Below are 14,379 nucleotides of genomic sequence, written 5' to 3'. Positions count from 1 at the left end.
TCTACGTAGGAAGATTCACCACAATATATTCTTTTTCCAGCAAGTCAAATCCCTGCTCCAGGCTAAATGTAGAGAGATCAATTACACGGTCATACTTCTTATTGCGCAGGTCACCCTCCTCGTCCGCCCAGCAGCTGTATAGCTCGAATACAGAACCAGGTACGCCAAAATCCTGCATCAGCTTGAACAATTCCCGGCAGCATTTAAGTGAGGCGTTCTCTGAATCTGGGCGAGTCTCCTGATCTGCTGGTTTTGCCGTGAAACTACCCCAATTCGGAGAGATTTTGTATATATAAGGGCTCTGAAAATGCTTGCGGATCTCCTCATTCCAGTAGCCCAGCGCTTCAATATATATACCCCCGGCATCTTCTTCCGTATCATATACGAGACAGTCCTCGTCCCGCAGATGGGACAGATCGAAAATTTCCTCCAGTGGAACCATGCCCTGTTGCTTAAGCTCCTCGCGCTTCGCTTGATATTCCGGGGAGGCTAACATTTCGCTGCGCGTTTTGGAAGACAGTACGCTTCCCCTCTCGCCGAGCGGCAGCTCCACCGGTGAGCCGATGTAATGGAATTGAGTCATGAGGTTCCTCCTGCCGTAAAAGTAAATACAGACAACGGTTTAACTTTTCCCATTTCAGCCCGTTCCTTCAACTGCCCGATTTGCGACAGCATCAGTTCCTTGAACTTTCCGGGAATCTCAGTGATCGCTGCAATCTCCTCAGGGTACATCTCCAAGGTCATAGCCACTTCCCACTCTCCATCCTGCAGGTCAGGGGAATACACCGAAGTCTCCTGTTCAACGTGCCAGCCAGCGCTTCGGGCGATCTCTTTCAGGTCCAGCGGAGAGAACAGCGTTCTCACATTGGACAGACTGCTCTGCTTGAAGGCTTCACACTGGGCCTGAATCATGACCGCGTTGTAATGGGCGAGCTGTTCAGGAATGGATACACGAATATCCCATTCGGCCAGACATAGCTTTTTGCCCCATGGTCTGATTTTGGACAGAGTCTTCCTTAATTGCTCAGCGGATTGAAAGTACCATGCACAATGGGCAAACACAATATAATCAAAGGCTCCTTCCGAAAAATCCACCTCCGGCGACAGAATATCTGTCTCAAATTGGATCTGGATCTGTCTCCCAAGCTCAGACGCCATGAGCCTGCTGCAAGCCTCGCCCAGGGTGAGCGGTGAGCCATAATCAGGGGAAGCAATATCTATCCCGTGAACACGTCCAGAAGCGCCAACGGTGTACGCCAGTGCCGCAGTCGTATCGCCTTGGCCGCAGCCAATCTCAAGCACCTTGGCGCCTTGCGGGATCTCCCAGAATTGAATCAGCTTCAGGCGGTGCGCCGTTTGAATCCTCTGAATAGCGGCACCTTCCCCGCTGACTCCCATACTGTCTACAATTGTCTCAATCATCAGTCACCTCTATCATTAGCTCCCAAAAAAGGCCCCGAAAGTCATTCTCCCGACTCCAGAGCCCTCCTGCCTATTCTTCTATCTATCATTAACAGATCCGTTCCGTTGGCTTATTTCGTTCCCTATGATTCTCTCCCCAAAGATTCATCAAATCCATCAATGGAACTAAACTTTCCCCGTATTCGGTTAATGAATATTCCACTTTGGGCGGAATGACCGGATACACCTCACGCTTGATCAGTCCGTGTGCCTCTAACTCTCTTAGCTGGTAGGTCAGCACTTTCTGTGTGATCCCGGGTATCAGATGAGCGAACTCACTGAATCGTTTGGTGCCATTGCGCAGATGACAGAGAAGCAATAGCTTCCATTTTCCCTCAATGATTCCAAGCGTTACGTTCGCAGCATAATCACATTCAGTAGGTCTCATTCGGCATTGCCTCCTTCACTTACACTTACTTCAAAGAAACTAACGCGAAATAAAGTGCGTACTTCTCAGAACTCTACCATTCAAGCATAATCAAATACGTTCTTATAATCAACAGCAAGAGGGGAGTACAGTATATGCAAGCAACTACGACTAACAATGCCAAAACATCTTATCCCATAGCCATCTATATTTTGATGATCAGTGCGTTTGCTATCGGTACAACTGAATTTGTTATTATGGGGCTTCTGCCTGACGTAGCCAATGATCTCCATATCTCTATCAGCAAAGCAGGGCTGCTGGTGTCAGGCTATGCATTAGGGGTGGCCATTGGCGGGCCGTTACTGACCGCATTAACAGTCCGTCTACCCAGGAAAACGCTACTCCTGGCGCTAATGGCCCTATTCGTAGGTGCCAACTTGATCAGCATGGTCGCCAGCGATTATACAGTTCTGATGATTGCACGTATTCTGTCTGCTGTCGTTCATGGCACGGTATTCGGGATCGGTTCTATCGTCGCCGCCAGTATCGTCAGTCCGGATAAAAAAGCTACTGCGATCGCTATGATGTTCATCGGCGTCACTCTAGCGAACATACTCAGCGTTCCATTAGGGACCTGGATCGGACAAAGTCATGGCTGGCGTTCGACATTCGGGGTCGTGTCTCTGCTGGGTCTGTTCTCGTTGATCACCTTAGCCATATTCGTTCCGAAGCTGAAGAGTCAGGAGACACCCAGTTTTCGAAAAGAAATACGTGTTCTGCGTAATCCTCAGGTTCTACTCACCCTGCTGATGACGGTTCTGGGATTCGGAGGAGTGTTTGTTATTTTCACTTACATTTCCCCCTTCCTGACGGAAATTGCCGGCTTCCAGGAAAGCACCGTGACGATTCTGCTGCTCCTGTTCGGTGCTGGCTTAACCCTTGGGAATATAACAGGTGGAAAATTAGCAGATTGGAAGCTGATGCCTTCCCTGATCGGGATGCTGATCCTTCTTGCTGTTGTGATGACCCTGTTCACTTTCACAAGCCACAACAAAATCGCTACAGTGATCACGATCTTCATCTGGGGATTCGCCGCCTTTGGTACGGTACCCGGGTTCCAGATCCGTGTTCTCGATAAAGCCAGTGCTGCACCCAACCTGGCCTCCGCACTCAATATCGGCGCTTTTAATCTTGGTGGTGCAGGCGGCGCTTGGCTCGGAGGAATCGTACTGGACAGTCCACTGGGACTTCAATCCTTGACCTGGGTAGCCGCTTTGGTGACGCTGGTGGGGTTGTTAGTTACGCTATGGGGACAACGTGTAGAGAAGAGGCACAAGGCTTAACGTTCACCCTCATAAGAAGAAAAGCCTCCCTGAAGGGAAGCTTTTCTTACAGTTAAACAGAGGGACCCAGTTGCTGAAGAATCCGTTCCCATCTTCCAGGGTGACTCTCATCTACATGGACTGGTGTGAAGCCCAATTTTCGATAAATTTGAATAGCTGGCAACCTGAAATCATCTGTCTCCAAATAGGCAGTTCCCCCGCCCTCTTCCCGCATCTTATGCAGGGCGGCAAGGCTTGCCGCAAATCCCAAGCCTCTCCCGGAATACTCGGGCATCACACCCACCATATGCAAATACCAGCTGTGACTTGCTGTCTCCCAGGCAGTGGCAGTAGCGACAGGCTGGTCTCCCTTACAGAGAAATAATAAGCGATCGGAGTAGAGCGGGACTACATCGCCAATTTTATCCGCAAACTTCACGTCTCTTGTAAAAGAATGACGGATGAGGTCCTCCCAGTTGCGTTCATCTCCATGCTGATAGTGCATCATTCGAAAGCCCGTTGGACATAGAAATGGTGGTAAATCGTCTAGCGTCTTCTTCTGCATAATAAGCTTCGACAGTCCTTGTCCCATCGTTACTCCCCCCTCTTCGACTTAAAATCCGGAAAGGGAATGGCTTGTCCGCCGGCCTTCACCGATTCCATGGATAGGGAGAAAATCGAACTCCAAGTAACCGCATCATACACATCGACTGAAGGCTCCCGGTCCTCCTGGATGGCCGAAATAAATTCCTCCAATACTAGAAAATCACCCCCGCCATGCTTCGTCCCTGCCGCAAATGCCCCCCATTGTTTCCACGTCGGGTGATCATACTGCGGCTGGTAGTTCTGCAGAGGCTCCCACATCTCCGACCCGTCCTCTACATGCTGAGGCGACCGGTTCTTGAACCAGATCAAATCATCTTCCTGCTGATGACGGCCTGTAATAAAGGCGCCTTCGGTACCTTGCAGTAAATAATGCGTTTTATTGTGGGGCCTTACGGAGGTCCAATCCACACGTAATTCAATCAGCACACCCTTCTCAGTCTGCAAAATGGCTACTGCACTATCGCCCTGCTGCCAAAATCCGTTCCCCGCAGCCGGATGATCCTTGCCAAAATGCTCGCTAAAGTAGCGCTGGAGCGATCTCGATTTGGATACAAAGGTAGAGACCTGCTTCAAGCGGTCTCCGCCCTCCTTGTTCAGATTGATCCACTGCGCAATCGGTCCAATGGAATGTGTCGGATAATTAATTCCATTAAATTGTTGATGCAACTGGCCCCGCCAAGTAAGCGAGCCATCCGGATGGTGGATCAAGTGGCGCAGGTCATGGATATACCCGCCCTCCAGGTATGTAATCTCACCGAACATCCCCTGATCCGCCATATGCTTGATCGTCAGATTGGAACGGGAGAAGCAATAATTTTCGGACATCATATACTTAAGTCCCGTGCGCTCTACGGTCTCGATCAGCTCCCACGCTTCTTCTAACGTTCGGGTAGCAATGACTTCACTCAGCACATGCTTGCCAGCATTCAGTGCGTCGATGGATTGTCTGGCATGCAGATGCATCGGACTTAATATAAAAACAGCATCCACCGAGGGGTCTTTCAGCATTTCATGATAATCTCGATAGGTACGGATTTCAGGGAATTTCTCCTTCCACTGAAGAAGCACCCATTCATTCAAATCACAGGTTGCAGTCAATTGAATTCGGTCAGAGAGCGAGGATAGGGCGTTCATAAAGCTGGCCCCCCGATTCCCGCCAACAATGGCTAATTTTACAGGCTTACGACTCATTTCGGTGCAACTCCTTTACGGGCTGTTTGGGCATTGACGAAGAGTTCCAGCGCTGACGTGTCACCTTCACAGCCGGGATGTCTCTCATAATCGTACATGTGTGGGGTAAAGACTGACGCCCAGTTAGAGAAGGCATCACTGGCGAAGCTGATCGTTTCTACGTTAACTTCCTGGTCTATAATGTTCACCATTCGCACAGAGGGTACATCCGGCACAGCTGCCGTCTGGATGAAGTGCCAGTGCTCTTGTTGAACAATGGAATTCACGTGATTATGTCCGTTAAAATAAAATCCGGCTCCCTGCCACTGTTCAAACAGCGGCCAAACCGTGAGGTCAGGATCGAGTGACATCATGCTTTCGGTCGATCTTGCAGTTGTCCCATAAAGCGGATGATGGCCGATCACGATCAGCGGCTTGTCCGGGTCCTGTCTGAATTGGTTGTGCAGCCAGTTCAACTGTTCCTCGTCTATGGTGCCGCTCCAATCCTCCCGGATTTCACGAGCGGTATCTAGCAGTATAATTCTTGCGTCATGCTCCTCGATCACTTCATATCTCTTCAACCGGGTTAACGCAAGAATATCGCTCTTCGGATGCGTATACGTATCATGATTACCTAGCACATGAAGAAAACGGTCGCGTAGACCACGCTTCTCGATGTGACGCATGACATACTTGAATTCGGCGGCTTCTCCTGCATGTGTTAAATCACCAATCGAAATATAATAATCAGCCTCCAGGGATAAGAACAGATCCATGAAGCGTTCATAATAAGCATCACGGGCAGCGGCTATCGAAGGCTCATCGCTGGTCAGTTCATCCGGGTAATGCAAATCTCCAATTATAGCTAACTTCAATCTGAGTCCCCCTTAGCCTTTGATTCCTGAGTGCATAAAACTGCCTATCACCTTACGCTGGAACAACAAGAACCCCAGCATAAGAGGTGCCGATACAATTAGCGTCGCCGCGCTTACATCACTCCATTGCGCCCCTGACTCCGTAGATTTCGCGAACATCGCCAGACCTACGGTCAACAGCCGGTTCTCTTCGGAATTGGTCACGATCAGCGGCCATAAGAAATCATTCCAGTGGAAGCTGAAAGAGACGATCGCAAATGACACATATACCGGCCGGGATAACGGAACATAAATTTGCGCCAGAATGCGCAGACGTGAAGCCCCTTCTACATGTGCGGCCTCTTCCAGTTCATACGGCAATTGCTTGAAAGACTGCCGTAGCAGGAAGACACCGAAGGCTGATGCGAAGTAAGGCAGCATAATCCCGATCTTGGTATCCAGCAGACCCATGTCACTTAAAATCTGATAGTTAGAGAAGATTAGAACATCGGGCGGTACCATGATTTGCACTAAAAACAACATAAATACTAACTCTCTGCCCACGAAGCGCACCCGCGCAAATGAGTAGGCGGCCATGGTCAACGTAACTAACTGAACAGCGAGAACGCCAGTACAGACCAATAACGTATTTAAAAAGAATTGCCCAAAGGGTGCCGCTTGCCACACCCGAGTTAGGTTATCGAGCGTCCACCCCCAGGACCAGCCTGTATCCACAGCCGAGGCTTTCGGCAAAAAGGCCGTTCTGGCCACCCATAAAAAAGGGATGATCCAGAGCGCCACCACGCCGAAGCCGATGCCATGCCACAGCACTTGAAGAAGTCTTCGACCGAACCGCCGATCCCGGTGCATAGCCCGCTCTTCTTCTGCCAACCTGCTTTTCTTCTGCCTTGGCAGAAGTGACAGCTTTAATGGATTGTCCATGAGCCCCGTCCTATTCGTAATGAATTTTACGATCCCACCCAAAGAACTGGAGGGACGAGATAATGAGCAACAGACCGATCATCACAACGGTCATCGCAGCAGCCATTCCCTGATCGTAGAAGTTAAAGGTATTTTCGTAGATATAGTACAAGAGTAAGTTGCTGGAATTGTTCGGACCACCCTTGGTCATAATCCATAGATGATCGACCAGTTTAAAGGAATTGGTGATCGCGACCACCATGACAAACAGCGTGGTTGGCATCGTGAGCGGAATGGTAATCCGCCGTATAGAGTTGAATGTGCCAACACCGCTGACCGCTGCGGCTTCATACAGATCTTTCGGAATCTGCTGCATCCCTGCCAAATAGAAAATCATGAAGTAGCCAGCTTCCTTCCAGACCATCATGACAATAAGCGCCCCCATTACGGTATCGGGGTTCCCCAGCAGATTGACCGGCTGATCCGTGATCCAGGCGGCAAACCTGGCGAACAGCCCGAAATGCGGTGTATACAGAAACAACCAAATGTTCGCCACGGCGATCATTGGAATCATATTCGGATAAAAAAATGCAAGGCGGGCAACCCCGCGTCCCTTAATCGCCTTGTCGGCAAACAGCGCCATGACAAACGCGAGTCCCACTGAAACGGGAACCGTTCCGACAGCAAACCAAATATTGTTTGCTACCACTTTTCTAAACACCTGATCTTTAAGCAGGTTTGCATAATTCCCCAACCCGACGAACACAGGTTCAGGAGTCGCCAGATTCTTTTCATATAAACTAAGCCACACGGATTTCAACATTGGGTAGTAGGTAAATAAACAGAGAAATAGCAGTGAGGGCAACACCAGCCCCCAGCCAAAACTATTTCGTTTAAGCTTTTCACTCCATCCGGCAAGCATGCCTTTCCGTCCTTTCTGCCACGGGCTCTGGATCATTCCAATTCACGGTATAGAATGGAGTACGCTTGGGACTGAGACCCTCCCGGCGTACTCCAAAATCACTCTGTCTTTATCCGTTGCCTTCTTTACTTATTGAACGGGGCTAGAGCCTGATCGGCTTCTTCCTGCGCTTTCTGCAGTGCACCAGCAGCGTCCACTTGCCCGGCTAAAGCGGCTTGAATCTGATTCGTGATCGCCGTCGACACTTTACCGTGGTTATGCGTGGACAACTCTCTGAATGCATACTGCAGTTGATCGCGTGCAACCAGTGCTTGCGGGAAATCAGTCGTGTACTTCTTCATGGCTTCTGTATCATAGGCTGATTTGCGTACGCCCACATAGCCGGAGGAGCTGCTGAACAGTGCGGCCTGCTCTGGAGCAGTCATATATTTAGCAAATTCCCAGGCTGCTGCTTGCTTCTCAGGCGAAGTGTCTTTAAAGATGTACAAGTTGCCGCCGCCCGTAGGTGATCCAAATTGTTTCTGTGCAGGCGGGAAAGCCACACCGAAATCGAACTTGGCATTTGTTCTGACATTCGTCAGGTTACCGCTTGTGTGCATCATCATTGCTGTCTTGCCCTGAATAAAGTCAGTCGGTACGGTAGCCCAGTCAATTACACCTTCTGGCATTACCTTATCTTTGCGGGACAGGTCCAGCCAAAACTGGAGGGATTCCACATTCTCAGGTGTGTTGAACATCGCTTTTTTACCGTCATCGGACATAATATTTTGCTTAGGATCTGTCGCATTTTGCCTTGCAAGCATTTGAAACATCCAATAGGAGTCGTCATTGCCCGGGATTTCCAGACCAGCATGACCGTCTTTGTTCAGCTTTCCGGCATAGGATACGAGCTCAGCCCAGGTTGTCGGTGGCTTCTCAGGATCTAAGCCGGCTTCCTTGAACATCTCTTTGTTGTAGTACATGACAATTGTGCTTCGTTGAAACGGAAGGCTGTAGGTTTTGCCTTCAGTTTGCGTATCTTCCATAAAAGCAGGATAGAAATCATCCATATTAACGTCTGTATCCTTGGCGATCCATTCATCCAGCGGAACAATAGCATTCATATCGAGCATGCTGTACAATTCCGTGGACATCATTACAGCTACATCCGGCGGCTGCTTGGCCTGAACACCGGCTTGAATTTTCACTGTATTATCGCCATAATTGCCGGTGTATACAGGATTCACTTTAATCCCAGGGTGCGTCTCCATGAAGGATTTGGCCATAGTATCGATGACTTTGGTCAGTGGCCCCCCGACGTTAACCGGATAATAAAAGGTAATTTCTACGTTCTGTGTGCTCGGCGCTTCAGTAGCTTCTGCACTTGCAGCCGGCTTCGCGGTAGGGTCTGCAGCAGCTTCTGTAACACTATTATTATTAGATTGACCACAGCCTGTGGCTAGTAGAGTACATCCCATCAAGAACAATATCAGTTTCGATTGCTTCATCATTTCTGTAGGCTCCTTTGTTAAGCTTCGTTTGGATTTAGAAAGAATAGTGACGGAAGTTTACGGTAACACGGTTGGAACCTACATCGAGAATGTGAAGCTGGGCTCCATCGGCCGTCGGCAGCACTGCAATGCCCTGGGCTTCGGTACCACTGGGCAAATTACGATCCAGTGCAACTGACACATTGCCGTTATCCACATCGACCCGATAGAGCGTCTGAGTCTTATTATCTGAAGAAGCATAGAGAGATCCGTTGTACATCGCAGCACCTTGAACCCGGTCAATGCTTTGACTAAGCGGAACCGTCTTGATCAGGTGCATGTCGTCAAGGCTGAACACGTTTAACACATCAGCATTGTTCCATTTCGCCGTGTATACCTGCCCGCGGGCAGCATCCACAGCAACCCATGGGACTCCTCCTGGATGAAGATCCAGCGGCAGCGCGTAAGAAGTTCCGGTATACTGCAAGGTATTGGCATCAAAAAGAGCGATATAAGGATGTTCGTATTTTTTTCCATCTTCAATAGGAACATAGAGCGTCCCGTTGTAGTAAGAGATATCCCCGATATGATCGCCACCAAGTGCGCTCAGGTGGGGTGGAATCGCCAAAGGATTACGTGCGATTACCGTCTTGCCGTCCAGTGCTGTACGAAGCAGGCCATAAGGTGAGCTGAAAATCCATGCGTTCCCATCCGTCGTTACCCCTTGCCCCCGTTCCAGGGCATCTAACAGCCAGAAGGTTTGCTTGGACACTTCATGCCAGGGTTCAGCGGCTGCTGTAATTGCAAAATCACTTCCCGGATTTTCCATTTCTACCGGATCTGCAAGTACCGAAGACATAGACACTGAACTGGACACCATCACTCCCGCAACAACCAGACCCCAAAACCTCGCAACTTTCATGTTCTTCTCTCCTCCTAGAATGATCTTGGCCCAGCACGTCCTTACGCCTGACCTTAATCTCATTCTAGGGCTGACCTATCCCCCTCCTATTGAACAAAATACTTCTTTCCTTGAATAAAACTCTCATTTGCATATTTATTCCGACATAGAACCTGGTTTAGCAGAAATTTGATAGGCATACAACTTCGGAGTCAATCCAGTCTCCCGTTTAAAGACTCTGGTAAAATGCCCTTGGTCGGCAAAACCGACTTGAGCAGCAATTTCCTTCAAACCTACCTTCCCTGATCGGATCAGGAATTTGGAGCGTTCAATGCGGAGGCGGATTAAATAGTGATGAGGAGTAAAACCGGTCTGCTGTTTGAAGACACGGATAAAGTGGGACTGACTCATATTAGCCTTCGCGGCCAGCTCAGTCAGTGGAGCATCTTCTTCCAGGTTTTCCCGCATGTATTGAATCACGCGGAAAATCTCCTGGTTCGCAAGCGTTTTGCCGCTAGAATGTTGGGGAATGACAGAGGAGTAGTGCTGCAGTAAATGAATGATTAGCATATTGGACAGTGAATCGCTGTATATTTTCCCCTTCGCTCCGCCATTCTGCAATTCTTCCAGCATCCAGAGCCCTAACTGCAGGAGCTTGGAATCTTTGACATGGAATTTGCGGTCTAATTGAATGTGGCCTTCCGTCAAAAATCCGGATTCACGGGCGACCTCTTCAATCACAGAAGGAGTAATCTCAATATTCAGGAAATATAACGACGTCTTGCCCCAAGGGCAGAGGAGGCTTTCGTTGCATGGGGTAATATGAATCGTATAATAATTTTCGTAATAAGCCGTACAATGGATTCCTACCAAGTACTTGGGCTCCGGCGAGGGACTAAACGCTTGCTGCGGACTGTACCATTGTGAGACCTTGAGCTTATCCCAACCCAGGTTGTCACTTGCCAGAACAGGCTGAGATGTCGTGGAGACCGTTTCTGTAAAATTTTTCATAGCCATCACCCCTTGTCCCCCCAATCTATCAGCCATATATGCGCGCCGCGTCAATGAGCTGTAAAACATTTGTAAATCCACTTTGCTGCTCGACCTGGAATATACTCCAACTGTTACGATATTCATGCATCACAGGACAGCACATCTGTTATAACTCATTAACGGAGATGACCGAGTCATTTCATACCATGAACTTTAGCCAAATATAAAAAAACAGCGAGTCTCCGTTATCGGGACTCGCTGTCTTTTTTGGTTTTATGGCTTTTCAGCTAGCTTCAGCCAATCATGAGTTAACTGATTAGAACACTGACTGCTATCCTGCTGCACAGGATGGTGCCCTCTACTTATTCAAAATCAGTCCGGAAGCTGATGGCCATATTCGCTTCCAGTTCTTCGCGCAGCTGATCCAGCTTCTGCGCGCTTGTTCGGCTTCTCTCCGGTGAGCGATATCAAGCGGTTCAGCTAATAGGATCGACCACCTCAAACAGAAATGATCGACCGCTCAAGAATTCCCTGATGTAAGCCAGAGCGTAGGGTTGTTCCTCAATCAGACTTGCTGTCTCCAGCGGATTAGAGGCATGATGAGCATAATTTCCGATCATAACCATGATGAAAAAGCATTCTAATTCGCGGACATAGTCCTCCTCCAGCTTCCTTACACTCTCATATCCCTGGATGAACATCCAGCGGTGCTTCGGCCAAAGCTCTAACAACGCCGCTGCTATGTCGTATAGGTAATAGCCATAGCCACATCTTCCGAAATCAATGGGGTAGGGCTCATCCTCCAGAATAACGATATTACCACTGTGCAAATCGCCATGGATAAGTCCATAGTTATGATCGTTGCTGAGCATCCCTTCGAGTTGTGTGCAGACTTTTTCAGCCGCCGCCTGATAGCCTTTCCAATCCTCCTCCGACAAAAACACGGAATAATGCTGTTCCAGCTTAGTCAATTCAGACCGAAAGCTGCCGGCACCCCATACAGGACGGGTAAAGTCTGCTGGCGGGTCAAACTTCTCAGCGGCTTCATGAAGCCTGCCCATCAGCATACCCATTTTAGAAGCCAAGCTGTCTGTAAAATCACCTTCTACATGGCTACCCTCTACCCAACGCATCATGGTCACATAATAGGGACGACGATGCTCACCCGCCACCTCAATGTCCAATACGTAGGAGCCATCACGGCTTGCTATTCCTTCCGGGACCGTCAGATCATCACCTGAATTAAGAGCCTGTAGCAGCGTTAGCTCGGATTGAATTTGCTCTTTGCTCAGGAGGTCCGAATGAATACGCAGTAAATAATGGCCCGTGGATTTCGTCTCTATTTTATACGTGATGGTGTCCGATAACTGAACAAACTCGATACGCTCCCATTCGATATCGTAACGCATGAGTGCCGACAAAACTATCGTCCTGGCTTTGTTCAGTAAAGAACGTCTATGTTGCACTGTGTCATACTTGAAAAAGTTATCCATACATATCTCCTCCCGGTGTGTTGTGCCCTAAGATCAATAACGCGGTCCCTGTTCTGTTGGTCATTATAGCAATGACGGGTCACCCGGAAATATACAATAAATGATTAAAAACTGTATTTTACACAACAAAAAGCCACATCAGAATAAGTTCCAATGCGGCTTTATGTGACTACTTTTTTGCATATACAATCTTCTTAATACTATCTCTGGATAGGCAAAACCGGTCGGCCAGCTGGTCCATCGTGACCCCGGTTGAAAATTCTAGACGAATGTTCTCGTTTCTATGATCCAGATATTGTCGGCTGCCGGATTTCTCGCCCCATTTCTTGCGCACGCCATCCGGCTTGGGGATGTACACCATCCCGCCATGGACATATTTCTGTACTTCCTTCAGCAAGGCTTCCGGGAAGATTAGGTCAGCATTTACATATTTCATAATAGCTCCGCTCCTTTAAATGTTGAAATCTTAAAGGTAGCAAAGTCTATTCTATAAACATGAACACTGTCATTAAAAGCGGTTACTTATTTCTATTTGGCTCTATGCAAACAACCGCTTGTTGTTTATAGAATAAACTCTGCATAGAGCGCTGATCTAATCTAGCCATGTGGTGCCCCTCCCTTCCTTAACCTGCAACATAATTACTTTTTCTTCCTCCCTTTATTCTCTCCTCGTTTTGCATTATCCGCAACCCTAAATTTTACAATCCTGCTTATCAGTTCATAGGGCAATGGTTGGCCAATGGGAAATTGCACGGAGCCTTTGGCTCCCTTATACCCTGACAGCTCCTCCTTAAAGGCCGCAACTCCACTGGCTCCCGGATAGAATCCGATATGATTCTTATATGCGGCAAAATGTACCAGATTGCCCTGCAGCGCAAAGGTCGGCATCTGATAACTGATCTTCTCCACCGCCTCCGGTGCAGCGTCGAGGATAACGCCTCTTAACGTCTGGAGGGTCTGCTGAATTTCGGCGGGGAACAACGAGATGTACTCATCTATCGTCGCAAAAGTTGGCTTGTCTGTATTCGTGTCCATCTTGTTCTCCTTTCAAAGCTCACTTCAATGGTTCGAAGTGGATAAAATGCTCCAGAATTCCTACGAGTTCGGACAGGTCGTTAATGACCGCATCAGCTTCCACCGGGGAATCCCAGTACTCGTCCTTTTTCCAAATTGCTATCATCCCTGCTTCTCTGGAGGCCTGCACATCATTCATCGGATGATCCCCTACGTATATACTCTCTTCGGGCGCTACGCCCAGCCGCTCTGCTGCTAACTTAAATATTCGGTGATCTGGCTTTCTTAGACCTTCCTGTTCTGATACCAGTATGGCCGAGAAATACCGTTCAATGCCCAAGGCTTGGATATTGCTCATTTGCAGCGCGGTAAAGCCATTGGTTATCAGCCCTAGCTCTATTCCCCGCTGCTGTAGCTCCTCTAACAACTCGAGCAAATTAGGGAATGACACACAGGCTTGATGAAACTGAGACACATAATCTTCGAGCAATTCTTCCCAAGTCGTCCCTTGAATCTCAAACTCATCGATCAGCTGCTGATAGACTGCATCCTTCCACACATAGCCCCGTGCATCCAGTTCCACGAATCGGTTGATAAAAGCTTCCTTCGGAATATGCCCAAGGCAATGACCCCAGCGTTGATGCTGCATTTCAACAAATCGTTTCAAGGATGAATCCCGGTCCAGCAGTGTTCCGTCCAGATCAAAAAGCACAGCACGTATCATTGGATGTATCACTCCCCTGAAATTAAATTAGGGTCCATTCGGCTTCGCCTAAAACCACTATAATCATTCTACCTCTTGATCTCTCATTCGCCGAATTTTATAATTGAAAAATCTTCTAATTTGGGGTGAAATGGATGTCTTTCCGCATTGTTCGAGATAGGT

At 48.5% G+C, this 14,379-nt stretch carries 16 protein-coding genes; 1 reads left to right on the top strand and 15 read right to left on the bottom strand.

Annotation, left to right across the window (positions count from 1 at the left end):
* Position 1: 1 nt before the first annotated feature.
* From ACFRAM_RS20890 to ACFRAM_RS20880, 3 genes are all read right to left on the bottom strand, one after another.
* Positions 2-583 carry a hypothetical protein gene (locus tag ACFRAM_RS20890; RefSeq protein ID WP_379467710.1) on the bottom strand — a complete coding sequence of 194 codons (582 nt, stop codon included), beginning with the start codon at positions 581-583 and terminating at the stop codon, positions 2-4.
* A complete protein-coding gene (locus tag ACFRAM_RS20885; RefSeq protein WP_379467708.1) occupies positions 580-1,422 on the bottom strand; it encodes a class I SAM-dependent methyltransferase in 843 nt (280 codons plus the stop codon). The genes ACFRAM_RS20890 and ACFRAM_RS20885 overlap by 4 nt, the downstream gene beginning before the upstream one ends.
* An 88-nt stretch (positions 1,423-1,510) precedes the next feature.
* Positions 1,511-1,849 (bottom strand): winged helix-turn-helix transcriptional regulator, encoded by a 339-nt coding sequence (locus ACFRAM_RS20880; RefSeq protein ID WP_066379808.1) that lies wholly within the window; start codon positions 1,847-1,849, stop codon positions 1,511-1,513.
* 134 nt (positions 1,850-1,983) lie between these two features.
* Here ACFRAM_RS20880 and ACFRAM_RS20875 point away from each other — a divergent pair, with 134 nt between their 5' ends.
* Positions 1,984-3,171, top strand: coding sequence for an MFS transporter (locus ACFRAM_RS20875; RefSeq protein ID WP_379467698.1), 1,188 nt, complete (start codon positions 1,984-1,986; stop codon positions 3,169-3,171).
* Between the two features lie 52 nt (positions 3,172-3,223).
* Here ACFRAM_RS20875 and ACFRAM_RS20870 read toward each other — a convergent pair whose 3' ends face one another.
* From ACFRAM_RS20870 to ACFRAM_RS20815, 12 genes are all read right to left on the bottom strand, one after another.
* Positions 3,224-3,742, bottom strand: a complete 519-nt coding sequence (locus ACFRAM_RS20870) for a GNAT family N-acetyltransferase (RefSeq protein WP_379467696.1) — start codon at positions 3,740-3,742, stop codon at positions 3,224-3,226.
* Between the two features lie 2 nt (positions 3,743-3,744).
* Positions 3,745-4,947: a Gfo/Idh/MocA family protein gene (locus ACFRAM_RS20865; RefSeq protein WP_379467694.1), complete on the bottom strand. Its 1,203-nt coding sequence runs from the start codon at positions 4,945-4,947 to the stop codon at positions 3,745-3,747.
* Entirely contained in the window at positions 4,944-5,801 is an 858-nt protein-coding gene (locus tag ACFRAM_RS20860; protein ID WP_379467692.1) for a metallophosphoesterase family protein, read from the bottom strand. The genes ACFRAM_RS20865 and ACFRAM_RS20860 overlap by 4 nt, the downstream gene beginning before the upstream one ends.
* A gap of 12 nt (positions 5,802-5,813) precedes the next feature.
* The gene (locus ACFRAM_RS20855) at positions 5,814-6,650 is read right to left on the bottom strand and encodes a carbohydrate ABC transporter permease (protein ID WP_379467761.1); all 837 of its coding nucleotides are present in this window, start codon (positions 6,648-6,650) and stop codon (positions 5,814-5,816) included.
* Between the two features lie 82 nt (positions 6,651-6,732).
* The gene (locus ACFRAM_RS20850) at positions 6,733-7,623 is read right to left on the bottom strand and encodes a carbohydrate ABC transporter permease (RefSeq protein ID WP_379467690.1); all 891 of its coding nucleotides are present in this window, start codon (positions 7,621-7,623) and stop codon (positions 6,733-6,735) included.
* Positions 7,624-7,748: 125 nt separating this feature from the next.
* Entirely contained in the window at positions 7,749-9,113 is a 1,365-nt protein-coding gene (locus ACFRAM_RS20845; RefSeq protein ID WP_379467688.1) for an ABC transporter substrate-binding protein, read from the bottom strand.
* A 34-nt stretch (positions 9,114-9,147) separates the two neighbouring features.
* A complete protein-coding gene (locus tag ACFRAM_RS20840; RefSeq protein WP_379467686.1) occupies positions 9,148-10,014 on the bottom strand; it encodes a DUF6923 family protein in 867 nt (288 codons plus the stop codon).
* 135 nt (positions 10,015-10,149) lie between these two features.
* Positions 10,150-11,004 carry an AraC family transcriptional regulator gene (locus tag ACFRAM_RS20835; protein WP_379467684.1) on the bottom strand — a complete coding sequence of 285 codons (855 nt, stop codon included), beginning with the start codon at positions 11,002-11,004 and terminating at the stop codon, positions 10,150-10,152.
* 458 nt (positions 11,005-11,462) lie between these two features.
* Positions 11,463-12,479 carry a phosphotransferase enzyme family protein gene (locus ACFRAM_RS20830; protein ID WP_379467682.1) on the bottom strand — a complete coding sequence of 339 codons (1,017 nt, stop codon included), beginning with the start codon at positions 12,477-12,479 and terminating at the stop codon, positions 11,463-11,465.
* Between the two features lie 169 nt (positions 12,480-12,648).
* Positions 12,649-12,915, bottom strand: coding sequence for a CD3324 family protein (locus ACFRAM_RS20825; RefSeq protein ID WP_066379779.1), 267 nt, complete (start codon positions 12,913-12,915; stop codon positions 12,649-12,651).
* A 203-nt stretch (positions 12,916-13,118) separates the two neighbouring features.
* On the bottom strand, positions 13,119-13,514 hold the full coding sequence (locus ACFRAM_RS20820) for an iron chaperone (protein ID WP_379467680.1): 396 nt from the start codon (positions 13,512-13,514) through the stop codon (positions 13,119-13,121).
* Between the two features lie 19 nt (positions 13,515-13,533).
* The gene (locus ACFRAM_RS20815; RefSeq protein WP_379467678.1) at positions 13,534-14,217 is read right to left on the bottom strand and encodes an HAD family hydrolase; all 684 of its coding nucleotides are present in this window, start codon (positions 14,215-14,217) and stop codon (positions 13,534-13,536) included.
* Between the last annotated feature and the right edge of the window lie 162 nt (positions 14,218-14,379).

The sequence above is a fragment of the Paenibacillus sp. NPDC056722 genome (assembly GCF_042790635.1).
GTDB classification, from domain to species: domain Bacteria; phylum Bacillota; class Bacilli; order Paenibacillales; family Paenibacillaceae; genus Paenibacillus_AQ; species Paenibacillus_AQ agri.
The sequence above is the reverse complement of the archived record's forward strand: the minus strand, read 5'-3'. Positions and strand labels throughout refer to the sequence as shown.